Source organism: Ignatzschineria sp. 22MB058224, assembly GCF_058188435.1.
In genome coordinates, this window is record NZ_CP187366.1 from 1334332 (window position 1) to 1357500 (window position 23169).

Consider the following 23169-nt stretch of genomic DNA (forward strand, 5'->3'; position numbering starts at 1 on the left):
ATCTTATAGAAATTCTTCAATCAACAACCCACCCACTAATCAAGTGAGCGTAATTCAAATTGAATTTGATCACTATTCCCCTGTTCATCCTGCACACTCAAACGATGAAGACCAATATCGATAGCCATCAGATTAAGATAATTATCCGGCAATAAACGTCCATCTAAGTACCATCTAAAAGGTGCTCTCCCGCGAGCTTGAAGCTCGAGCTGAAAATCAGATCGAAAGAGAATACTCTCATCACTCAGAGTTATAATTTTTAATCCATTGAAAAAGTATTCATCCTTAAGCACCGGCTTTTCTCGAAAGGATCGTTTTAATTGATTAAAATAAATTGCCTCATCGCTCAATAATTTAGGCCAACCTTTATGAGGAATTTCACCTTCGGCATCAAATAATGTACCCGGCACTTTCCCTGCCACAGGCTCTATTCTAAAGGTTTGTAAACATTCATTCGCCGGCACTTGCACTCTTTTCCGACCTGATGGCCAACAAATATCCTCTTCAGCCATAGACAAAGGCTTTTCAAATCGGCGTCGATCTTTTGGTAGGAATCCAAAAATATCAAACAACATCGGCGCCGCAATATCGCCAGCTAAAATCCCAACATTTGGCGAGCCATCTGCTCGCCCAATCCAAACGCCAACAGTCCAATCAGGGCTAACCCCCATTGCCCATCCATCTCGATAGCCATAACTTGTTCCCGTTTTCCAAGCAATTTTTCGACTATTTAAACGATTAGGAGGATGGACGGATCGAAGATTTTTCGTAATCACCCAATTCGCATCCGACGATAAGATCGATGTCGGCGTATCTGCTTCTTGGGGTGCTTCTTCTATATCCTCGAGTACATATCGAAGCGGATAGAGGCGACCATTGTTGGCAAAACTTGAAAAAAGTCGTACTTGTTCCTCTAATGTAATACCAAGCCCACCGAGGATCATACTAATCGTTGGTTCTTCGATCTCTATTTTTACGCCGGCATCACGCATCTTTTTAGTAAAATAGAGCGGCGTTAAATGCTGAAAGACCTGCACAACCGGCACATTTAGTGATTGTTGTAATGCTCGATACATGGGTACGCGCCCGCGAAACTGTCGATCAAAATTTTGAGGCTCATATCCATTAAATGACCGTGGCACATCAGTTAATAAGCTCGCTTCATGAATAATGCCATAATCGAGCGCCATACCATAAGCAAATGGTTTTAGTGTTGATCCTGGTGAACGTATCGCTTGCACCATATCTACAAATCCTGCGCGCGATTGGTCAAACATATCTACTGAACCAATATACGCTCGTACTTCATGGGTTTGGTTATCGAGCACCAAAATCGCACCAGATAATACATCATCGGGAAACGAGTAACTCTCCTTGCGTAAAAAGTTTTCTAAATCCCGCTGCAATCGATAATCAATCGTCGAATGTATTCTGTGCTGTGCAGGAAACTCTTTACGTAATCGCTCCGCAAGCAACGGCGCATAAACAGGCGTTCTACTGGGCTCATAACGCACACTATTTTCTTGTGCAATCTGGTATGTCTCTTCGCTAATCATCCCTTTATCCACTAATCTTTTTAGGACTTTATTTCGTGCTTTTGTCGCGTTTTCAAGATGCCTATCAGGGCGGTAGATACTTGGACGCTGGGGAATGACAACTAAAAGCGCACTTTCTGCTAAATTAAGCTCGCTTGTTTTTTTAGAAAAATAACGCTGACTTGCTGCGCCAACACCTTCGATATTGCCTCCCATCGGAGCAAGATTGATATAGAGTGTTAGAATCTCTTCTTTTGTGTAACGAAGTTCCAATTGCAATGCTCGAAATATTTGCGTGACTTTTCCCCAAATCGTGCGAGGATGAGGATAAAGCAGTCTTGAGACCTGCATTGTTAAAGTCGAACTTCCCGAAACAATAACTCCATGACGAATCCACTGCCACAAGGCACGAAACGATGCCAAAGGATTTACTCCAAAGTGTTGATAGAAATATTGATCTTCATATACCAAAAGTGTTTGCAAATAATCTGGTGATAATTCCTCTAAGGTTATCCATTGCCGAAAAACACCATTCTCATCTGAAAACTGCCGAAGCACTTCCCCATCTTTTGCCAATACTACTGTTGAGACTTCGATATCAGGTTCTTCTAAAGGCGATAAATCGTTCGCAATCATAAAAATCACTGCTAGCAAAATACCGCTACCAAATACGTATTTAAGTATCAATAAAAGAATTTTTTTGGGCATTAATGGCATTTTTACAAGATTCTATCGACAGTTATGATAATAATGGTTTTCATCGTATTATAAATGACAAGAAATAATAGATTTAGGCATAATTAATTTTATTTTGTAAATCATTAAATTAAACAGGGAAATCATTCATGTCTGTGCAAAGAAATAGGGCTCTATATCCAATCACTCGTCTTTTGGTAACATTTTTTCTCCTTTCTTTAAATATAATAACCGTCTCTATTGCACAAGTTACGTCGATTAATCTTGCTAAATTTGATGACCAAGAGACAATTACTATCTTTTTTGACTCTCCCCAAACATTCCCTAAAAAGGATCTGCAAACACTCTTCACAGTACAGAAATATAATGATGATACTGATGAGTATGATCTGCCGGCAAATGGGCAATGGCACTTTAGTAATGATGGTTATCGACTCTCTTATTATCCTATTTCAGAAGGTATTTATAAGGTTTCCACCGATCAGTTTGAGCACCTTACCGATCACTCGGTAAAATCTGACACACTCTATGTTGGTACACCGGGCAAAGTTGTCAATATTGTTGGTCGCGGCCCTGTGCTCCCAATGCAAGATGCTACCATTCCTGTTGAGCTCTTAGGAACTCGAGAAGTTGATGTGCAATATTATGCGATCAATAACTTACCCCAGCTTCTCGAAAATTTTTATATCGGCAGTGATATTACTAGCTGGGATTTAAACAATATTACACATAACACTACGCCAACCGGTATCTTTCGATATATCGCACCGATTGATACTGATATCAACACAAAATCGACTCATAAAATCCCACTCGATAGACATATTCCTTCCGGTGCTTATATTGTCACAGCACAACCAGCAGGAGAAATTTATCCCGATATTTCTGTACGCATTGTATTTATTTCCAACATTGGCTTACAAGCACGACTCTATCCTGAAAGTACCGTAATTATCGGCAACCAATTTAGTGATAATGCGCCAATTAATGGGGCTACATTAGAGATTTGGAGCGACAAAAAAGGGAAATTACAGCGTTCATCAACGCTCTGCACATTTAGCGAAGGCCTGTGTAAAGTTCCTCAACGCTTGAAAAAAAGTGACGTTATTGTTGTAAAACAAAATGAGGATATCTCTATACTTCCTCTTAAAGAGATTGCCCTTAATCTCAATGATTACGCGGTTACCGGTGAAATCAGCACACCCGATATTGTCTATCTTTATGCCAACAGGACACTTTTTCGCCCTGGGGAGACGGTAACACTCAACGCTATTTTACGCGATGAAACAGGAATGATGATTCAAGATCAGCCTTTAACATTGAATCTCATTACACCGTTAAACAAAGTATATGCAACTTATTCCGTTGATTCAGTCGCCATTGGTTTTTATCAAGAAGCGATAAAAATCCCACAAGATGGACAAACAGGATTATGGCGAGTTGAAGCTCGTACCGATAAAAGTAGCGAAAAGCCGCTTGGCACTCTCAAGCTACATATTGAAGAATTTATGCCTGAAAGAATGGAGTTAACACTTACTCAAGATGGACAGATGAGGCTCTATAATGAATCGAAAGATATCCATATATATAGCCGTTATCTCTTTGGTGCTCCAGCGGCTTCTAATAATGTTGTGATTAATACTCGTCACCTTTTAGATCGACGTCCATTTAAAACGCATAATAATTGGTATGTAGGCCCAACTCGTCTTCCAAATACACTTTTTTTATCAACTGAGAATTCATATGAAACTGTACTTGATGAGAATGGTGAGTTAACGTGGATTAGCAATATTGAATCTGAAGCGCTAAGCGATTCGAGTATTCCTGCAGCAATTATTAATCTTGAAAATGATGTGAATGTCCTTGATGGCTCGATTGTTGCTATTACTCGAAAAACAACTACACAATTTTGGCCCAACAAAGTTGTACCCGTTATTGCCCCCCAATTTGAGGGAAGTACCATTGGTTATGGTGAAAAAGCAGAGTTTGAGATCTTTAGCGCTAATCAAAAAGGCGATATTGTGCCGGGGAAATTCCTAATAACACTTAAATATAATGACCCTTACTGCTCATGGATTTATAGCCCTTCGCGCGGTTGGAATTGTTATAGCAATGATGGCTTCATTATTCGCGAACAAAAAACAGTGACAACAGACGGTATTGAATATTTCACAGTGTCGCCGAATAGCTGGGGTGACTATCGCCTAGAAGTGATCGATCTTCAAAGTAATTTAATGACAGAGTTTGAGTTTTCTGGTGAATGGAGCTCATCAAATAGTGGGCAATTACCGGCAGTTAAGCCTTTACATCTCAATCTCACAACACAAAAACCATCCTTCACACCAGGCGATGATATCCAATTAACAATTAATGCACCGCTTGATGGTAACTTAACGCTATTAGTAGAAGGCCGTGAAGTTCTCTATCAACAAAACCTCGATATCGTTAAAGGCGAGACAAAAATCACAATCCCTTTTGATAAAAACTGGACGGGGCAAAATATCTATCTATCGGGACTTTTACTTTCGAAAGATAAGCAGCAAGAAGTTGTTCGCTCTCTCGGAATTATTCCACTATTACTTGATAACCATGCACGTAAATTACAAGCGGAATTGCAGTTTGACCCTGTTGCAAAACCCGATCAACCAGTCGCAATTCATATTGCTTTAAATGAAGATCAATATCGCAATCTGACTGAAGAGCAGCGAGATAATCTCTATGCAACTGTCAGTATTACGGATGTCGGCATTCTTAATATGCTTCCGGAAAAACCGATCTCTATTTTTGATGCATTCTTCAAACAACACCGTTATAGCGCTGAGATTATCGATTACTACAACCGCCTATTTAAACAAGGGATTGGTTCGTTGCTAAATCCACAATTTGGTGGCGATGCTGATCTTGCCGAAGAATCGGCAGAAATCCCCAATATTACAGAGATGAAAACGGTCTCTCTTTCGTCAAAACTGATAAAGCTAAAAGATGGTAAAGCAACTGTTATCTTCGATCTTCCTGATTTTAACGGTGAAGGTGAAGTACTTGTTCAACTCTTTAACAAAGAGCAAGTTGGAAGCCAAGCGCAACCAATGACTATCCGTGCACCTATCGTTGCAGATCTCGTCACACCACGCTTTGTTCGCGTCGGGGATGAGAGCTATATCTCACTTTCTGTTACTAACATGAGTGATCAAGATGATGAGGTTACAATACGCCTTCGCAGTGATCAATTTGTAGTCGAATATGAGAATAGTACTTTCCTCAATAAAGGTGAAAAATTCACAAAACTGATCCCGATTAAACTCGAAAAATTTGTCCCATTTGCCGAGATCACCATGGATATTGATGCTCAGAGTTTCTCTGCAACTCGTAGCTATCAAATTGGTACCGTCACCAAAACAGAAAAAACGACAGTTTATGATCGAAATAATCTTAGTAAAGGTGAAATTTGGCAGCGCAATCTAAAAGAGCTCAATAAATATAGTGATAACTATCAGGAATACCTTACGCTTTCCCGTAATCCTCAAATCAATATTCTATCCTATACCAACGGATTATTTGAATACCCTTACGGCTGTACGGAGCAGACAACGAGTAAAGCGTTTCCTTGGCTCTTCCCTAAAAATCCTATTTTAGATCAGCAAAAAGAATACGCTTATAACAGCAGCATGTCGCATCTCCCTGAAAGTAAACGCTCTGATTTCACGCAATGGGAAAAGAAAATGATGCAAGAGACGATTCAACGCTTAGTTGATCGGCAAAATAGAGATGGTGGCTTCCCTCTTTGGCAGTCAGGTTCTAGTTTTGCGCCCTCTACAAACTACGTTACTGATTTTCTAAGTCAAGCACAAAAACAGTATCCAGAACTAATCGCCAATACAGTCCTTGATAACGCTTATACTTATTTAAAAAAGAGCATTTCCGATGCACAGTCCGTTTATAATCGTTGTAATTTTAATGATAACTGTGACTATGGACAAGTTCTCGATCGAGCCAATATCGCCAATGTGAGTTATGCCGCATGGATTCTAGCAAGAGAGGGAAAAATATTTGATGCTGACATCCATTTCCTACACAATTTCAGCGCGCGCTTAACACCACTAGCATCTGCCTACCTAAGCGGCGCTTCCTATCTATTAGGCAATGAATCTTATGGAGAAATATACGCGAACAATATATTTGCATCGCTCAACATAACACACGGTTATTATGGATATTACCAAACGAATGTTTCCAGTCTTGCTCTTGCGCTTGGCGTATTCAACTCCTTGACTGATCGTGGATATGAAATCTCTGACAAACTTAAAGTCTCATTGTTTCAATTGTTGAATGAGTGGGTTTCAGAACGGTCATACTTCAGCACCCAGGATCGTTATGCATTGATAAAATTAGGTCTGCAACTTCCCGATGATCAGAAACCAATTGATGTCATCATTAATGGTGAAAAACGAGAAATTCCGGCTAATACACCATTGCCGGCAAATATGATCGCGACACTTAAGAGTGCTGAACCACTCTTTTATGAATATCAAATAGAGGGTTATCCAAAAGAGCAGACTGATTCAATCAATTTTAAAATGGATTTTTATAAATCACTGCTTGCAAATCAAGCATCCACAACTTTTAAGGTGGGGGAACGATTTGTCGTTATCTTTGAAGTTCGATCGGTTGTTGACTTACCGAATGCATTGATTACCGATTATATCCCGGCAGGATTTAACTTGGTAAATCCCTATTTAAATGGAGAAAATATTGATGAATTCTATGAAAATATCTCCATTGATTATCAATACCGCCGTGATATTGAGCATGAAGAGTTCCGTTTTGATCGCTATACCGTTTCACTACCAATGAAAGCAGATCAAATTTATCGCTTTGGCTATATTTTAGAAGCGGCAGTTCCTGGGGAATATGATATGCCGGCAACGATCATCGAGGATATGTATCAACCATGGTATAAAAATATTATTGCAAAAAAACGCACGTTAACCATTGTAAATTCCTCGGATAACTCACGATAATAGTGAAGGCAGGAAATCCCTGCCTTTTTTGTTACTCTTTGATGTTATCACACTGTAAATGCGAATCTATCCCATTAAAATTACGTTATAATTAAGCGATATAACGTCTATAAATATCGATAATAATGAGAAAAACATGAAACAATTTAAAACCTACCGCGTGGGTGGCGCAGTTCGCGATAAACTTCTCGGGCATCCTTATCATGAGAATGATTGGGTTGTTGTCGGTGCAACGCCTGATATGTTAGACAAGGCAGGCTATCATCTTGTCGGAAACGATTTCCCTGTCTTTCTTCATCCTGAAACAAAAGAAGAATATGCGCTCGCGCGTACTGAACGAAAAGTGGCAAAAGGGTATCAAGGATTTGAAGTCTTTGCAGATCCCTCTGTCACACTTAAAGAAGACCTAAGACGCCGCGATTTGACCATCAATGCCATCGCAGAAGATGAAAATGGCATATTGATTGACCCTTTTAACGGTGCCAAGGATATTGAAAATCGTATACTGCGACATGTGAGCGATGCATTTATTGAAGATCCGGTGCGTGTTCTGCGCCTAGCTCGATTTTATGCCCGCTACTATCCGTATGGATTTACTATTGCCCCAGAAACAAAAAAACTGATCTCCGAGATGATTAAAAATGGAGAATTAGAAGCCCTAACTGCAGAACGTGTTTTTCAAGAGTTAAAAAAAGCATTACAAGAAGATCATCCTCATCAATTTTTCTATGCGTTGAAAGAAGTGGGTGCTTTAGAAATCCTCTTCCCTGAACTAAATGCGCTCTTTGGCGTTCCACAAACAGCAAAATATCATCCTGAAATTGATTCCGGAATTCATACCTTAATGGCTTTGGAAGTCAGTGCAAAAATCACCGATGATCTACCAACTCGGTTTGCTATTCTTTGCCATGATTATGGAAAAGCAGTAACGCCAAAAGAGGAATGGCCAAGTCATAAAATGCATGAAATAAGAGGTGTTCCGCTTGTTGAGTCTTTTTGTGATCGTCTAAAAGTCCCCAAGGAGTATCGAGATATTGCTCTAAAAGTCACTGAATATCATCTGTTAATGCATCAAGCATTCCAACTACGTCCTAAAACATTACTAAAACTTCTTAAAAAACTCGATGCCATTCGTAAACCACAAAATTTAGTACGATTTGTCGATGCATGTATGGCAGATGCGCGTGGACGCTTAAACTTTACCGAAAGAGAATATCCACAGCGAGAATATTTACTTAAAATTCAGGAAGATATTAAGAGTTTAAATCTTTCTGAAATTGTTCAAAATAGTGAGCAAAAATCAATTCCGGAAGCAATTGAGCGTGCCCAATTAAAACAAATTTTAAATACGATTAAAGATTACACAAATATTTGACGACTTCGGGTTAATAGCCTATCATACACTTCTTTCTTGGAAAGCAAGAATCAAAAATTCGGGGCATAGCGCAGTCTGGTAGCGCATCTGGTTTGGGACCAGAGGGTCGGGGGTTCGAATCCCTCTGCCCCGACCATTTTAAAATTCATATGCGGCCCTAAAGTGCTTTAAGCGCTCGTAGCTCATCTGGATAGAGCATCGGCCTTCTAAGCCGAGGGTAGCAGGTTCGAGTCCTGCCGAGCGCGCCATTAAGCAATAAGGTGCATAATCCAAGAAAAAGACAAGTAAATCATTATGGTGGGCGTAGCTCAGTTGGTAGAGCCCCGGATTGTGATTCCGGTTGTCGCGGGTTCAAGTCCCGTCGTTCACCCCAATTTACTTTATCAAGCTTCAAGCTTCAAACTTAATTAAATAATACCCTTGTAGATTTTAGATCTCAGAGTTATTATAATTAACAGATTCAAAATTCGGGGCATAGCGCAGTCTGGTAGCGCATCTGGTTTGGGACCAGAGGGTCGGGGGTTCGAATCCCTCTGCCCCGACCATCTTAAAGAAAAATATCTTTTCAAAACTTCCAATATATAGAAATATTTCTCAACTTCTCGTATAGTTGTACTCAATTTTATTGCTTTTTTCCGCAAATACAATCTATCCCTAACGAGAATTTATCATGAAACATCTTATCCTTCTTATAGTTTTTGCTTCCTTAAGCGCTTGTGCTACGCATACACCCCTACCTGCCCCTAATCAAGCATTTCTTGATGCACAAAAACAGATTAACACCCTCTCACCATCGGAATATAAAATTCTTTCAGATCAATCGATCTATATTGGAGAATTCAAAAATAATACGCCTGAAGGTTTTGGCAAAATTATTACAACTGATGGATCTGTCTACCAAGGAGCCGTAAAAAACGGCAAACCTTACGGCTTCGGGAAAAGTATTATGAGCACCGGCGAAATCTACGAAGGCGAACATAAAAATGGCATTTTTGAAGGTCGTGGACGTTTAATTCTTAGCGATGGCTCTGTATTTGTCGGTACATTTAAAAATCATAAAGTTGATCGTGGTGAGATGTTCTTTACCAATGGACAACGTGCTATTTCTCAATAAAATAGAAAGCCCTCAGTAAATTAAACTAAGGGCGTTTATAAAAACACCAACTTTGCTATACACAACAATTTTTCTTTCTCTACTCTAAGATGATTTTGTATCCTCCTTAACAAAAGAACTAACTTCAGGACCATGAACAACTCGTCCTGCGAGATAATCACCATCTTCTTTTTTGAGCTTAGCAAAGATATATGTTGCTAGAAGCGTAAGAATTCCCATTGTGATAAAGGTTAATTGAAATGCTTTCTCAGTATTTTTTTCAGTAAACCAATGCTGCCCAATATAGAAATTCAAAAATAGTGCTGCAAACGCAACACCTAGAGTTAAAGCTAACTGCTGATTAACAACCATTAAACTATTGCCGCTACTCACTTGGTCTTTTCCTAAGTCTCCAATCGTCAAAGTATTCATAGCGGTAAATTGTGTAGAGTTACAGACCCCTAAAACATAGAGCTGAACAACCAACAGCCACATTGGCATGTAGCGCCCAAAAATTCCTATCGAAATAATAAATCCACTAATAAGTACTGTATTCCATATTAAAATTCGCCGATAACCAAGATAATGCAAAATTTTAGTGACAAAAGGTTTGACTGTTAAACCACCCACCGCAATCGGTACTAACAACCAACCCGCTCGACTTGGCGAATACCCTAAAGCTACCTGGAAAAATAACGGCAATAAAAATGGCATGGCACTAATTCCAAGACGCGCAACGAGATTTCCATTTAATCCTATGCGGTAAGTTCGCACATCTAAAAGTGTCAATGAGAAGAGAGGCATCTCTTTTTTGCGCGCATAAAACCAATACCAAATTAGAAAGAAAAATCCACTTAATACCATGGGAATGGAGAGCCATTTCATCGCTCCACGAATTGAATATTCAAGCCCAAAGGTAATAAAGAAAATCCCTAAAGCGAAAATAACATAGCCCTTTAAATCAAAATGGAAAGGTGCCCCCCTAAAGTCCGGCATAAAAAAGAAAGAGAGAATTAGCACTAATCCCCCAATAGGAATATTAATTAAAAATATCCAATGCCAACTCGCATACTGGACTAAATATCCCCCCAATAAAGGGCCTAATATCGGACCAATTAAAGCTGGTGTAATCGCATAATTAATAACGCGCAAATAGTCTTTTCGATCATATGCTTTCATCAATGCAAGACGCGCCACAGGCGTTAACATTGCGCCCCCAACACCTTGCAAGACACGAGAAAGCGTTAATTGCCAAAGAGTCATTGAAAGCGCTGCAAATAACGACCCTAATGTAAAGAAAACTACCGCTAGTAAAAACGTATGCTTAGTCCCAATCTTATCTGCCACCACACCACTAATTGGTGCACAAATTGCGAGAACGAGCGTATAACTAATTAAAATCGATTGGATCTTTAATTCAGGTTCATTCAAACTTTTTGCAATACTCGGCAATGCTGTATTTAATATTGTTGTATCTAGCATCTGCATAAAAATTGCTATCGCTAAAATCACGGGCAATATTTTTTTAGATCGCGCTGAATTCTCCTGCTGATTCATCAATACCACTCCTAATTTTCTTACGTCATAGATTTGTATACCATATTAATCAATAATTCATCCATTCGCTTAATATTGTTGAATAAATATGTTTTTTAAATTATTTTTAATCTATACGATTTTCCAAATAGATAAATAAGAATGAATCATTGATTTACCCTTCAAAAGAGGGCACAATAAGCGACTTGAGTTAGCCAGATAATCGCTGGTTATCGTAAGATAACGAGAGGAAAGTCCGGGCTCCTCGGATCAAGGTGCTAGATAACATCTAGAGGGCGCGAGCCCATGGAAAGTGCTGAAGAAATTAAACCGCCTAAAGATCATTAGATCTCGGCAAGGGTGAGAAGGTGCGGTAAGAGCGCACCGTACGAGAGGTGACTCTTCGTAGCTGAGGTAAACCCCACCTGGAGCAAGACCAAATAGGAGTACATTAGACGTGATCCGCGTTGTACTCGGGTAGGTTGCTGGAGATTAGGAGCGATCCTATTCCTAGATGAATGATTATCCACGACAGAACCCGGCTTACCGGCTAACTCAACCCTACACAACAACAGTGGATACTATGACGATAGATGATGCTATTAATCAGGGCAAGAACCAATTGCAGCACCTCCCTTCCCCACACTTTGAAGCGGAATTGCTTCTCGCGTATTTACTCAAACGCAATCGTAGCTATCTCGTTGCATTTCCAGAAAAAATACTCACCGATGAGCAAAGTAATCTATATCTAGCACTCCTCGCTCGCCGAGCAAATGGCGAACCATATGCATATATTACGGGTGAAAAAGAGTTTTTTGGACTTCGTTTCGAGGTCAATCAACATACTTTAATTCCACGAGATGACACTGAAATTCTTATCGAAGAGACCTTGAAGCGTATTCCAATAACAAGCGACAAACATTTTTCTGTCATCGATCTTGGTACTGGCAGTGGTGCAATTGCCATGGCCATTAAACATGAACGCCCGGAAATTACCGTTACCGCAGTGGATAATGATCCTGATACCCTCGATGTTGCCCAAAAGAATGCCCATAGAAATGCGTTAGATATTCACTTCATTGAGAGTCATTGGTTTAAAAACATCCCTAAAAGAGCATTTAATATCATTGTTTCAAATCCTCCTTATATTGATCCCGCAGATCAGCATCTTACCGGTGACGGCGTAAAATTTGAACCTAAACAGGCCTTAATTGCAGATAACCATGGATTAGCTGATCTCTTTCATATTATTAAAGAAGCACCACTATTTTTTAAAGAAACGGGCGGCTATCTTCTTTTAGAACATGGATACAATCAAGCGACTGCACTTCAAACAAAAATGCTTCAATTAGGATTCAGTGAAATTGAGACTATCAAAGATCTTGGGAAAAATGATCGCGTGACACTTGGATTTTATCGTTCATTTTCGAACAGTTTTCATTCAAATAGATAACCATATCAAATACCTTCTATCTTTCCACTTTTAGTACCTAATTTACTCTATAATACTGATTACATTCTTTAATCCCAACTATTTATAGTGACTCATATGCAACGAAAAGTGATCGATGAAATTTTTCCTATTTTACAAAACCATGCTGAAGATTCGGACTTCCTCAGCTCATTTGCCAGAGGAATGATAATTTTTCAAATCTTATCTATGAGCAAACGAACCTTAACGATTTCTGATATCTCTAAAATCACCTCTTTTCCTAGAGCAACAGTTCGACGAGGATTATATACGCTTGAAAAATTAGGGTATGTCACACATGAAGAACGTTACTACTCCTTAACATCAAAAGTTTTGACGCTTGCTCATAACTACCTCTCCTCACAAACTCTTCCTAATTCTGCACAACCAATTCTTGAGTCCATGACTCGGGAGATTAATGAGTCATCATCAATGGCTATTTTAGTACAAAATGAAGTGATTTACATAGCTCGCGCCTCTTCACGTAATAATCGAATTATTGCCGACACACTCTCTATTGGCAGCCATCTCCCGGCTTATTGTTCTTCAATGGGAAGAGTACTTCTCGCGGCCGAACCTGAAGAGAAACAGATCGAGATTTTACAAGACTCTAGCCTCACAGCTTATACTGACATGACCATTATAGAGCCCCAAAAACTCTTAAAAGAGTTTGCAAAAGTACGAGAACAAGGATTTGCACTCATTAATCAAGAACTAGAAATTGGACTCTACTCCATAGCGGTGCCTGTGCTCAACAGAAGTGGTGAAACAGTGGCTGCGATTAATATCAATACACATGCTCAACGTAGTAACCCCCAAGTAGTTATTGAAAAGTACCTGCCTATTCTGCAAAAAACCGCCACGCTAATTACAAGCTTTATTTAATATATTAATACTCGATAACGAAATACCTCCACCCACAAAAAAAGACCTAATAAATTCATTAGGTCTTTTTATATAAATTTTTATACTTATTGAAGATAAATCTATCACCTGTTAAAGATCAGCGATTCTCCGCTGATAAAAGCGCTTCAATACGCTTTTCTAAAGGTGGGTGTGTACTAAAAAGATCCTTTAAAGAACCTGTAAATCCAAATGCAGCAAATTCACCCGGCAAGTTTTGATTCATCTCAGGACGACGACGGAGTGCATCTAGAGCCTGCGCCATTTGACGGTTCGAGGTAAGTTTTGCACCACCTGCATCCGCTCTAAACTCTCTGTAACGACTAAACCAACTTGCAATAATCTGTGCAAGAAAGCCAAATAGGACCTGTAATACTAATACACAAATAAAATAGATACCTGAACTAGTTGAGTTTTCCTCACTATTGCCCCGTGAAGCAATAACTTCCGCAATAATACGGGAGAAAAATACCACAAATGTATTGAGAACACCTTGTAACAGCGCCATTGTCACCATGTCTCCATTAGCAACATGCGCCATTTCATGACCAACTACCGCTTCAATCTCATCCTTATTCATTACCGACATAAGACCCGTACTAATAGCGACTAAGGAATTATTGCGGCTTGCTCCTGTCGCGAAGGCGTTAGGCTCTGGAGAGTCAAAAATTCCAATTTCTGGCGTATTAACACCCAGCGCTTCTGCTTGACGTTTAACAATATTCACATACCACGCTTCAAATTCACTTTGTGGACTCTCAATGATTCGTACCCCCATCGAACGTTTTACCATGCTTTTTGACATGAAAAGTGAAATCAATGAACCGGCAAATCCTACAACAGCACATGCCAATAACATTGGGAAATATCCGCGGCCACCAGAAATTGCAGTATCTAATCCAGTAATTTTTAAAATAATAGTAATAACAGCAATAACCGCCATATTCATCGCTGTCCACAAAATAATTCGTTTAAACATAAAACTCCTTTTCAATGAAAATAGTGTCTATTGACACAATATAAAGGCTATTTCCAAAAAAACAATAAAAAACCTTGATGGAAAATTTCCACCAAGGCCTTCTAATCTTTTGAGAATAAAGAAAACTATGCAGTTGTTGCAACTTTACGCGCTGGTAATTTTTCTTTAATTCTTGCCGCTCTTCCTGAAAGCTCACGAAGATAGTAAAGTTTCGAACGACGTACATCACCACGACGTTTCACATCAATACTCGCGATTAATGGGCTGTATGTTTGGAAAGTACGCTCCATACCAACCCCATGAGAGATACGGCGAACGATAAATGAAGATCCTAATCCACGATTTTTAATCGAAATCACAACGCCTTCAAATGCCTGAACACGCTCACGATCACCTTCTTTTACTCGTACATTTACGACAACTGTATCGCCAGCATTAAAAGCAGGAAGTTCTTTGCCTTGCATTGCTTCTTGCTCTAATTGTTTAATAATATTCATTTTGTTAAACCTTCTAATGTAATAACCATCTTACCCAGATTTATTCTAAGCAAAGCATTATACACCAATAATTTTAGATTGGTACCAATTTTATTCAAATAAAACGGTAGAGCCTTGCCCTTTTCGCAATATTTCTGGAGCCCCATTACTCAAATCAACAACTGTCGTTGGCTCCATGCTACAAGCTCCCCCATCAATAATCGCATCAACGTGATCACCAATCACATCATTAATAATTGAAGCATTATTCAATTCATATGCTTCATATCCCGGAATTTTCAATGTAGTGGAGAGAATCGGAGCCCCGAGCTCTGCTAAAACAGCTTGGATTATAACATTATTTGGGACCCGAAGTCCTACAGTATTACGCTTCGGCATCAAAAGTTTTTTGGGAACCTCTTTTGTTCCTTTTAAAATCAGCGTGTAAGGTCCCGGCAAAATTGCTTTCAATAGACGATATTGCGGATTATCTACTACTGCATAATGTGAAAGTGATGAAAGATCTTGACAGATTAACGAAAAATAGTGATCTTTAGGACTCTCTTGACGAATCTTTAAAATACGATCCATTCCTTTCTGATTTCCGATCATACAACCAATCGCATAACTAGAATCGGTCGGATAAATAATAACCCCCTCATCGCGTAATATATTTGTTACCTGCTCTATATAACGTTGTTGCGGACTATCTGGATGAACTTGTAACAACATAAAACCTCCCAACTCTTTATCGATTATTATAAATAGTATTACAATACACTATTATAAATATCAAAAAAGATCCATTTATAACGCTCGAGCAATACACATTGTTATGCTTTATTTTGATATTCAGTGTAATGTATTTGGAACCATAATAGCGCAATTAATGAGAACCCATTATCGATCTCGCCACGATCCATCATCGTGAAAGCTTCTTCTCGAGATACTACGAAAGCCTCAATATCTTCCCCCTCTTCCTGAAGACCATAGTAACCTCCGGTACCTGCGAGATCTGCAAGCCCTAAATAGAGATACATCTTACCAGAACCACTCCCCGTAGATGGATAATAACTATATACGGGTATCAACTGTTTTATATCTACCCCCGCCTCTTCTTTCGCTTCGGCCAAAGCTATCGATTCAGGTGGCTCATCACGATCAATCGTACCTGCAATAATTTCTACCGTCCATGGATTCACTCGCTCAACTGCATCTAAAAGAGGGACTCGCAGCTGTCGAACAAATAAAACAGCATCCAAAACAGGGTCATATACCAAAAGGCTAACTGTATCCGATTTAACAATCGATTCTCGACGAATATTTTTTAACACATTTCCATCAAAACAGTCATGATCAACAAAGATCTCATCAATTTTAAAGAAACCATCATAAACTCGTTTCCGAGATTTAATTGTTACATTTTTTCTATCAAGCTGCATATCCAGATCTCTAAAAATAAAAAAGCCATTCCGAAGAATGGCTTTTCAAAAAACTGTGGACTAACCACCCCAAGTTCTTACGGTACCGCTATCGATATGAACAAATGCTGAACGGCTATAATAACCAACGCCACCTGCTTTCAATGAAAGCGCGGCATTACGAAGATTACGCGTAGAAATACCTGGCATACGGATATCAATTGCTTTAGCCTTAGTGTGGAAACTGCTTTTTGCAACACCTCTCATAGTGTGACGAAGCATTTCATTAGTTTTTAGAGAACGATAACCACTTAATCCATGAACTGGTTTTGCATATCCTAACTGAAGAGTAATTGCATAAAGCTGATCTAATACATGCGGGTCATATAATTTTGCGGTCTTCGTTCTTCTATCACGAAGCGCCCAAGAGATCTCATCCAATGATTCACGAATATAACCTTCACCGGGAACCCAATATACTGTTCGAGTTGTTTCACCCAATGCCGGAGTATAAATAACAAGTTCACGTTCATTAGATAATGCTTGTTTCGCTAATGCTGGATTAAAACCAAAAATCCCAAAAACTGCTGATCCTGCTAATACACCTGAAGCCGCCTTTAATAAATTTCTTCTGTTATCGCAGACAATTTCATTGTGGGTTTCGATAAATGATTCGCTATCGGTAATGATTCGTTTGTTATCCATGCATAAGTCCCCGTAATACTCTACTAGAGATTACTCTCTACCACTAATTCAATTAATGAATTAGTCTAATATTCATTTTTTAAAATTGCAACCCACTATTTGTAAATCATTATTATTTAACATAAATTTTTATATTAAAAACATATAAATAGGACGAGTTAATTTAGAAGGATTCTATTATAGATTCTATTTATAAATCAAGTTTTTTCTGATCATGCTAGAATAGTGCCTTCGTTCCATTTCAATTGAATATTCAATAATATAGTTCATCGTTTATGCAAAACTCACAAACATTTGATTCCGAAGTATCCCAAATCAAAACTCCGCCACATTCAGTACAAGCTGAACAAGCCGTGTTAGGTGGGTTATTAATTGATCGTGATGCATGGGATCGAATTGATGGACTCCTATCCGCAGGAGACTTTTATAGTAAAAATCATCGCATTATTTTTGAAACTATTCAAAATCTCTATAATGAAATGCAATCTGTTGATATTCTAACTGTCAGCGATGATCTTAAACAGCGTGATATGCTAGAAGAGATAGGAGGCATTCCTTATCTAGCTACACTCGCACAAGATATGCCTTCCGTAAGTAATATCACCGCCTATGCTAATATTGTTTATGACCGATCGGTAGTTCGTAAGCTTATTGCCGTTGGAACAAATATCGCAGATTCAGGATTTAATCCACAAGGACGAACAAGTAATGAATTAATTCAATTTGCTGAACAAGCAGTTTTTGCAATAGCAGAACAAGGTACAAAACAAGATGCTGGTTTGACTGATATTCGCGATGTTCTTAAAAGTACTATTGCCCGCATTGATGAACTTGCAAAATCCAAAGGGGGGGTGACTGGCGCGCCAACAGGTTGGACTCAATTTGATGAGATGACATCAGGTCTACAAAATGGCGATATGATTATTGTCGCTGGCCGACCATCCATGGGGAAAACTACCCTTGCAATGAATATGGTTGAACGTGTCGCAATGTTTACGAATAAGCCTGTTGCAATCTTCAGCTTAGAAATGCCCGCTGAACAATTAGTAATGCGTATGTTTGCTTCTATAGGTGGCATTGAACAAGGAAAAATTCGTACTGGGGACTTAAATGAATCTGAAGCAAAAAAACTCAGTGATGCCACTCGAACACTTGCAAGCACTAAAATATTCATCGATGACACTAGTGGACTAAGCCCATCAGAAGTTCGTTCGCGTGCCCGGCGCTTGCAAAGAGATCATGGACAACTTGGGCTAATCATGGTCGATTACCTTCAACTTATGAGCGTTCCTGGAATGTCTGACCAACGCGTTGCTGAAGTTTCAGAAATATCTCGATCGCTAAAACTAATGGCAAGGGAATTAAATGTGCCCGTTATTGTTTTATCTCAGCTGAACCGAAGTCTTGAACAACGTCCTAATAAGCGCCCTGTTATGAGCGATCTTCGTGACTCTGGAGCGATTGAACAGGATGCCGATCTTATCTGCTTTATTTATCGTGATGAAGTCTATAATGAGGAATCCCCAGAAAAAGGTGTCGCTGAAGTAATCATTGGGAAACAACGTAATGGCCCAATTGGTACCGTAAAATTGAGTTTCCAAGGGAAATACTCTCGCTTTATGAATCTTTCTACACGTGATTTTGCTGATCAATTTATAGATGAGTAAGATATTATAGATGCTTATTTATTAGCAATCATTACGCTATATCTGTTCATTTTTCAAAAAATTTTCAAGACTTATAACTTCAGCTAATCCGTTGAGGGCTTCCATACTCTGAGTATGTTGTTCAATAGTAGCAGCTGCGCAAAGATCATCAATAACAGTAACATAAAATCCTAAGTCATGAGCATCTCGAGCAGTACTCTGAACTGCCAACAGAGAACTCACCCCACCGATATATAGCTTTTCTATGCCATTCGCAACAAGCCAACTTAGCAATTTATTACCTGTAAAAGCACTCACACCTTTTTTAATAAAATCTAGATCATTATTGTTCAGTTCTAAATCAGAAACCCAAGTACACCCCTTTTTCCCAAGTGTAAAGGCCCCAATATCCTTTGCACGTTTAAACATCGGAGAGCCTTTAGGTATATCCTGATAATCATCAGCAAAGCCGACCCTGACCCCAATAACCGATATATCAGTTTTACGAGCGTGATTAAGTGCAAGATTACTATTTTTCAAAATATTTCTCTCCATAAATTGATCATAACTCCTATTAGAAAGCCCGTCTTTACCAACGATATCTTCAATAAGATCAATAATTATTAATGCTGATTTCATTCTTTACACCTCCTTTATTGAGATTAAGTCTTATATCTACTGCTAGATATTACTTATTGTATATCGAATTATTAAAAAACTTTAATCTCAAAGCAATCTCCGGCGGGGATTGTTGGTATTGGTATTTGTATTGGCCTAAAAATCGCGGACTTACCTATTTTCGATTGGTTATGATTATTCCGCGCAGCAATGAAAAAGCCCCTAGTTCAATGAACTAGGGGCCTTCAAATTAAGCCCTGGAAATGACCTACTCTCACATGGGAACTCCCACACTACCATCGGCGCTGCTACGTTTCACTTCTGAGTTCGGGATGGGATCAGGTGGTTCCATAGCGCTATTGTTTCCAGGAAAACTGGTGTGTGCTTGAAGTGATACTCACTCCACTCACAAATAAATTTGATTAGTTGGTTGTAACAGCAATGGCGATTTATCTCGCGTTGATTGTTTTGTTGTGCACTTAAGTTTGTGTATTCACATTAACTTTGGAAACGCTTTCATGTCTCGTAGTCAATTGTCTAAGACCTATTATATGGTCAAGCCTCACGGTCAATTAGTATTGGTAAGCTCAATGCATTACTGCACTTACACACCCAACCTATCAACGTCGTAGTCTTCGACGGACCTTTAGAGGGGTTAAACCCCTAGGGAAATCTAATCTTGAGGAAGGCTTCCCGCTTAGATGCTTTCAGCGGTTATCCCGTCCGTATGTAGCTACCCGGCAATGCCATTGGCATGACAACCGGAACACCAGAGATACGTCCACTTCGGTCCTCTCGTACTAGAAGCAGCTCCTCTCAAATTTCCAACGCCCACGGCAGATAGGGACCGAACTGTCTCACGACGTTCTGAACCCAACTCGCGTACCACTTTAAATGGCGAACAGCCATACCCTTGGGACCGACTACAGCCCCAGGATGTGATGAGTCGACATCGAGGTGCCAAACTCCGCCGTCGATATGAACTCTTGGGCGGAATCAGCCTGTTATCCCCGGAGTACCTTTTATCCGTTGAGCGATGGCCTTTCCATACAGAACCACCGGATCACTAAAACCTACTTTCGTACCTGCTCGACGTGTCTGTCTCGCAGTCAAGCACCCTTTTGCTTTTGCACTCAATAGCCCGATTTCCGACCGGGCTGAGGGTACCTTCGTACTCCTCCGTTACTCTTTCGGAGGAGACCGCCCCAGTCAAACTACCCACCATACAATGTCCTTAGCCCAGATAATGGGCCTAAGTTAGAATTCCAAATCTTTCAGGGTGGTATTTCAAGGATGGCTCCACTAAAACTAGCGTCTTAGCTTCAAAGCCTCCCACCTATCCTGCACAAAAAGATTCAAAATCCACTGTAAAGCTATAGTAAAGGTTCACGGGGTCTTTCCGTCTTGCCGCGGGTACACCGCATCTTCACGGCGATTTCAATTTCACTGAGTCTCGGGTGGAGACAGCCTGGCCGTCATTGCGCCATTCGTGCAGGTCGGAACTTACCCGACAAGGAATTTCGCTACCTTAGGACCGTTATAGTTACGGCCGCCGTTTACTGGGGCTTCGATCAAGAGCTTCGCTTACGCTAACCCCATCAATTAACCTTCCAGCACCGGGCAGGCGTCAGACCCTATACGTCCACTTTCGTGTTTGCAGAGTCCTGTGTTTTTGATAAACAGTTGCAGCCAGCTTTTCACTGCGACCCTCCTCAGCTTACTGCGTAAAGCATTCACCAAGGAAGGTGTACCTTCTCCCGAAGTTACGGTACGATTTTGCCGAGTTCCTTCACCCGAGTTCTCTCAAGCGCCTTAGAATTCTCATCCCAACCACCAGTGTCGGTTTGGGGTACGGTTCTCATATCACTATTGCTTAGAAGCTTTTCTTGGAAGCATAGCATCAACCACTCCGGAGCTCGTAAGCTCCTCGCATTCACATCTCAGTATTAAGATCCCGGATTTGCCTAAGATCTCTACCTACTTGCTTACACTGGCATACCAATCACCAGCTGGTCTAGCTTTCTCCGTCCCTCCATCGCATGATACGAGAGTTCAGGAATATTAACCTGATTCCCATCGACTACGCATCTCTGCCTCGTCTTAGGGGCCGACTCACCCTGCTCCGATTAACGTTGAACAGGAAACCTTGGTCTTTCGGCGTGCGAGTCTTTCACTCGCATTAACGTTACTTATGTCAACATTCGCACTTCTGATACCTCCAGCAGCTCTTACGAGTCCACCTTCACAGGCTTACAGAACGCTCCCCTACCACATATATTCTATAATATACATCCGCAGCTTCGGTATATCGCTTTAGCCCCGCTAAATCTTCCGCGCAGGCCGACTCGACTAGTGAGCTATTACGCTTTCTTTAAATGATGGCTGCTTCTAAGCCAACATCCTAGCTGTCTATGCCTTCCCACATCGTTTACCACTGAGCGATAATTTAGGGACCTTAGCTGGCGGTCTGGGTTGTTTCCCTCTCCACAATGGATGTTAGCACCCACTGTGTGTCTCCCATGATAATACTTTCCGGTATTCGGAGTTTGCATCGGGTTGGTAAGTCGGGATGACCCCCTAGCCGAAACAGTGCTCTACCCCCGGAAGTAAATTACATGAGGCGCTACCTAAATAGCTTTCGGGGAGAACCAGCTATCTCCAAGCTTGATTAGCCTTTCACTCCGACCCACAGCTCATCCCCATCTATTGCAACAGATGTGGGTTCGGCCCTCCAGTCAGTGTTACCTAACTTTCAGCCTGGCCATGGGTAGATCGCCTGGTTTCGGGTCTACACCCTGCGACTATACGCCCTATTAAGACTCGGTTTCCCTACGCCTACCCTATTCGGTTAAGCTTGCCACAGAATGTAAGTCGTTGACCCATTATACAAAAGGTACGCAGTCACCCTAAAAAGGGCTCCCACTGCTTGTACGTACACGGTTTCAGATTCTATTTCACTCCCCTCACAGGGGTTCTTTTCACCTTTCCCTCACGGTACTTGTTCACTATCGGTCGATTACGAGTATTTAGCCTTGGAGGATGGTCCCCCCATGTTCAGACAGGATTTCACGTGTCCCGCCCTACTTGTTGATATACCTAGTACCACTGTCTACATTTAAAATACGGGGCTATCACCCTCTACGGCTCATCTTTCCAGATGATTCTTCTATATAAACAGCTATCATATATCGGCTACTCCCGGGTCGCTCGCCACTACTGCGGGAATCTCAATTGATTTCTTTTCCTCTGGTTACTTAGATGTTTCAGTTCACCAGGTTCGCTTCCTTAAACCTATATATTCAGTTAAAGGATGACAGGGTTTTAAGCCTGTGCGGGTTTCCCCATTCGGACATTTCCGGATCAAAGCTTGATTGCCAGCTCCCCGAAACTTTTCGCAGACTTCCACGTCCTTCATCGCCTGTAATCGCCAAGGCATCCGCCATGTACGCTTATTCACTTGACCATATAATAGGGATTAGACTCTTTCAACTTCGAGCTTTAATACTAATGTGTTAACACTAATGCATTAATTCTCTATATCTTCAGAATCATCCAAACTACATGATTTAATAGCTTTCTAATTCTCCTACGAATGTAACATGATAACGTTTCACTTTAAGTTAACTCATTTTATCAATCTGTCTTTATCAACAATATCTTTCGACATTATTGACTGACAGTCAGTAAAATTGAATAC

14 protein-coding genes, 4 tRNA genes, 2 rRNA genes and 1 other RNA gene are annotated in these 23169 nt (G+C 40.3%); 11 read left to right on the plus strand and 10 right to left on the minus strand.

Going from position 1 to position 23169, the window contains the following annotated elements; all coding sequences use genetic code 11:
• Nucleotides 1-35: 35 nt before the first annotated feature.
• The gene (gene pbpC / locus ACPF7B_RS05800; protein WP_490504894.1) at nucleotides 36-2171 is read right to left on the minus strand and encodes a penicillin-binding protein 1C; all 2136 of its coding nucleotides are present in this window, start codon (nucleotides 2169-2171) and stop codon (nucleotides 36-38) included.
• A 209-nt stretch (nucleotides 2172-2380) separates the two neighbouring features.
• Here pbpC and ACPF7B_RS05805 point away from each other — a divergent pair, with 209 nt between their 5' ends.
• The 7 genes from ACPF7B_RS05805 (at nucleotide 2381) to ACPF7B_RS05835 (ending at nucleotide 9738) form a co-directional block, all read left to right on the plus strand.
• Nucleotides 2381-7249, plus strand: coding sequence for an alpha-2-macroglobulin family protein (locus tag ACPF7B_RS05805; RefSeq protein WP_490504895.1), 4869 nt, complete (start codon nucleotides 2381-2383; stop codon nucleotides 7247-7249).
• Nucleotides 7250-7385: 136 nt separating this feature from the next.
• Nucleotides 7386-8624 carry a multifunctional CCA addition/repair protein gene (locus tag ACPF7B_RS05810; protein WP_490504896.1) on the plus strand — a complete coding sequence of 413 codons (1239 nt, stop codon included), beginning with the start codon at nucleotides 7386-7388 and terminating at the stop codon, nucleotides 8622-8624.
• 59 nt (nucleotides 8625-8683) lie between these two features.
• Nucleotides 8684-8760 (plus strand) — tRNA-Pro (locus ACPF7B_RS05815).
• A 35-nt stretch (nucleotides 8761-8795) separates the two neighbouring features.
• Nucleotides 8796-8872 (plus strand) — tRNA-Arg (locus ACPF7B_RS05820).
• Nucleotides 8873-8921: 49 nt separating this feature from the next.
• Nucleotides 8922-8997: transfer RNA gene (locus ACPF7B_RS05825), tRNA-His, on the plus strand.
• A 95-nt stretch (nucleotides 8998-9092) separates the two neighbouring features.
• Nucleotides 9093-9169 (plus strand) — tRNA-Pro (locus ACPF7B_RS05830).
• Between the two features lie 125 nt (nucleotides 9170-9294).
• Nucleotides 9295-9738, plus strand: a complete 444-nt coding sequence (locus tag ACPF7B_RS05835) for an MORN repeat-containing protein (protein ID WP_490504897.1) — start codon at nucleotides 9295-9297, stop codon at nucleotides 9736-9738.
• Nucleotides 9739-9822: 84 nt separating this feature from the next.
• On the opposite strand, the gene ACPF7B_RS05840 is transcribed toward ACPF7B_RS05835, so the two are convergent.
• On the minus strand, nucleotides 9823-11274 hold the full coding sequence (locus tag ACPF7B_RS05840; RefSeq protein WP_490504898.1) for an MFS transporter: 1452 nt from the start codon (nucleotides 11272-11274) through the stop codon (nucleotides 9823-9825).
• A 186-nt stretch (nucleotides 11275-11460) separates the two neighbouring features.
• Between ACPF7B_RS05840 and rnpB the strand changes: the two genes are divergently transcribed.
• From rnpB to ACPF7B_RS05855, 3 genes are all read left to right on the plus strand, one after another.
• Nucleotides 11461-11815: RNase P RNA component class A (gene rnpB, locus ACPF7B_RS05845), an RNA gene on the plus strand.
• Nucleotides 11816-11836: 21 nt separating this feature from the next.
• A complete protein-coding gene (gene prmC, locus ACPF7B_RS05850) occupies nucleotides 11837-12706 on the plus strand; it encodes a peptide chain release factor N(5)-glutamine methyltransferase (protein WP_490504899.1) in 870 nt (289 codons plus the stop codon).
• Nucleotides 12707-12802: 96 nt separating this feature from the next.
• Entirely contained in the window at nucleotides 12803-13609 is an 807-nt protein-coding gene (locus tag ACPF7B_RS05855) for an IclR family transcriptional regulator domain-containing protein (RefSeq protein WP_490504900.1), read from the plus strand.
• 118 nt (nucleotides 13610-13727) lie between these two features.
• Here the strand turns inward: ACPF7B_RS05855 and htpX are convergent, their stop codons facing one another.
• The 5 genes from htpX to ACPF7B_RS05880 form a co-directional block, all read right to left on the minus strand.
• Nucleotides 13728-14606 carry a protease HtpX gene (gene htpX / locus ACPF7B_RS05860; protein ID WP_490504901.1) on the minus strand — a complete coding sequence of 293 codons (879 nt, stop codon included), beginning with the start codon at nucleotides 14604-14606 and terminating at the stop codon, nucleotides 13728-13730.
• A 125-nt stretch (nucleotides 14607-14731) separates the two neighbouring features.
• Nucleotides 14732-15103, minus strand: coding sequence for a 50S ribosomal protein L19 (gene rplS, locus ACPF7B_RS05865; RefSeq protein WP_490504902.1), 372 nt, complete (start codon nucleotides 15101-15103; stop codon nucleotides 14732-14734).
• A gap of 90 nt (nucleotides 15104-15193) precedes the next feature.
• Nucleotides 15194-15814 carry an L-threonylcarbamoyladenylate synthase gene (locus ACPF7B_RS05870; RefSeq protein WP_490504903.1) on the minus strand — a complete coding sequence of 207 codons (621 nt, stop codon included), beginning with the start codon at nucleotides 15812-15814 and terminating at the stop codon, nucleotides 15194-15196.
• Nucleotides 15815-15915: 101 nt separating this feature from the next.
• Nucleotides 15916-16524 (minus strand): NUDIX domain-containing protein, encoded by a 609-nt coding sequence (locus tag ACPF7B_RS05875; protein ID WP_490504904.1) that lies wholly within the window; start codon nucleotides 16522-16524, stop codon nucleotides 15916-15918.
• 60 nt (nucleotides 16525-16584) lie between these two features.
• Nucleotides 16585-17208 (minus strand): YcbK family protein, encoded by a 624-nt coding sequence (locus ACPF7B_RS05880; RefSeq protein WP_490504905.1) that lies wholly within the window; start codon nucleotides 17206-17208, stop codon nucleotides 16585-16587.
• 275 nt (nucleotides 17209-17483) lie between these two features.
• Here ACPF7B_RS05880 and dnaB point away from each other — a divergent pair, with 275 nt between their 5' ends.
• Complete coding sequence (gene dnaB / locus ACPF7B_RS05885; RefSeq protein WP_490504906.1) at nucleotides 17484-18875, plus strand: replicative DNA helicase; 1392 nt, start codon at nucleotides 17484-17486, stop codon at nucleotides 18873-18875.
• A 36-nt stretch (nucleotides 18876-18911) separates the two neighbouring features.
• Here the strand turns inward: dnaB and ACPF7B_RS05890 are convergent, their stop codons facing one another.
• The 3 genes from ACPF7B_RS05890 to ACPF7B_RS05900 form a co-directional block, all read right to left on the minus strand.
• The gene (locus ACPF7B_RS05890) at nucleotides 18912-19493 is read right to left on the minus strand and encodes a cysteine hydrolase family protein (protein WP_490504907.1); all 582 of its coding nucleotides are present in this window, start codon (nucleotides 19491-19493) and stop codon (nucleotides 18912-18914) included.
• A 234-nt stretch (nucleotides 19494-19727) separates the two neighbouring features.
• A 5S ribosomal RNA gene (gene rrf / locus ACPF7B_RS05895) occupies nucleotides 19728-19842 on the minus strand.
• 181 nt (nucleotides 19843-20023) lie between these two features.
• Nucleotides 20024-22935, minus strand: a 23S ribosomal RNA gene (locus tag ACPF7B_RS05900).
• Between the last annotated feature and the right edge of the window lie 234 nt (nucleotides 22936-23169).

What these genes read in the sequence shown, in the direction of transcription:
- pbpC (WP_490504894.1), bottom strand. Translation starts at nt 2,171, where the DNA reads ATGATTGCGAACGATTTATCGCCTTTAGAAGAACCTGATATCGAAGTC.
- ACPF7B_RS05805 (WP_490504895.1), top strand. Translation starts at nt 2,381, where the DNA reads ATGTCTGTGCAAAGAAATAGGGCTCTATATCCAATCACTCGTCTTTTG.
- ACPF7B_RS05810 (WP_490504896.1), top strand. Translation starts at nt 7,386, where the DNA reads ATGAAACAATTTAAAACCTACCGCGTGGGTGGCGCAGTTCGCGATAAA.
- ACPF7B_RS05835 (WP_490504897.1), top strand. Translation starts at nt 9,295, where the DNA reads ATGAAACATCTTATCCTTCTTATAGTTTTTGCTTCCTTAAGCGCTTGT.
- ACPF7B_RS05840 (WP_490504898.1), bottom strand. Translation starts at nt 11,274, where the DNA reads ATGAATCAGCAGGAGAATTCAGCGCGATCTAAAAAAATATTGCCCGTG.
- prmC (WP_490504899.1), top strand. Translation starts at nt 11,837, where the DNA reads ATGACGATAGATGATGCTATTAATCAGGGCAAGAACCAATTGCAGCAC.
- ACPF7B_RS05855 (WP_490504900.1), top strand. Translation starts at nt 12,803, where the DNA reads ATGCAACGAAAAGTGATCGATGAAATTTTTCCTATTTTACAAAACCAT.
- htpX (WP_490504901.1), bottom strand. Translation starts at nt 14,606, where the DNA reads ATGTTTAAACGAATTATTTTGTGGACAGCGATGAATATGGCGGTTATT.
- rplS (WP_490504902.1), bottom strand. Translation starts at nt 15,103, where the DNA reads ATGAATATTATTAAACAATTAGAGCAAGAAGCAATGCAAGGCAAAGAA.
- ACPF7B_RS05870 (WP_490504903.1), bottom strand. Translation starts at nt 15,814, where the DNA reads ATGTTGTTACAAGTTCATCCAGATAGTCCGCAACAACGTTATATAGAG.
- ACPF7B_RS05875 (WP_490504904.1), bottom strand. Translation starts at nt 16,524, where the DNA reads ATGCAGCTTGATAGAAAAAATGTAACAATTAAATCTCGGAAACGAGTT.
- ACPF7B_RS05880 (WP_490504905.1), bottom strand. Translation starts at nt 17,208, where the DNA reads ATGGATAACAAACGAATCATTACCGATAGCGAATCATTTATCGAAACC.
- dnaB (WP_490504906.1), top strand. Translation starts at nt 17,484, where the DNA reads ATGCAAAACTCACAAACATTTGATTCCGAAGTATCCCAAATCAAAACT.
- ACPF7B_RS05890 (WP_490504907.1), bottom strand. Translation starts at nt 19,493, where the DNA reads ATGAAATCAGCATTAATAATTATTGATCTTATTGAAGATATCGTTGGT.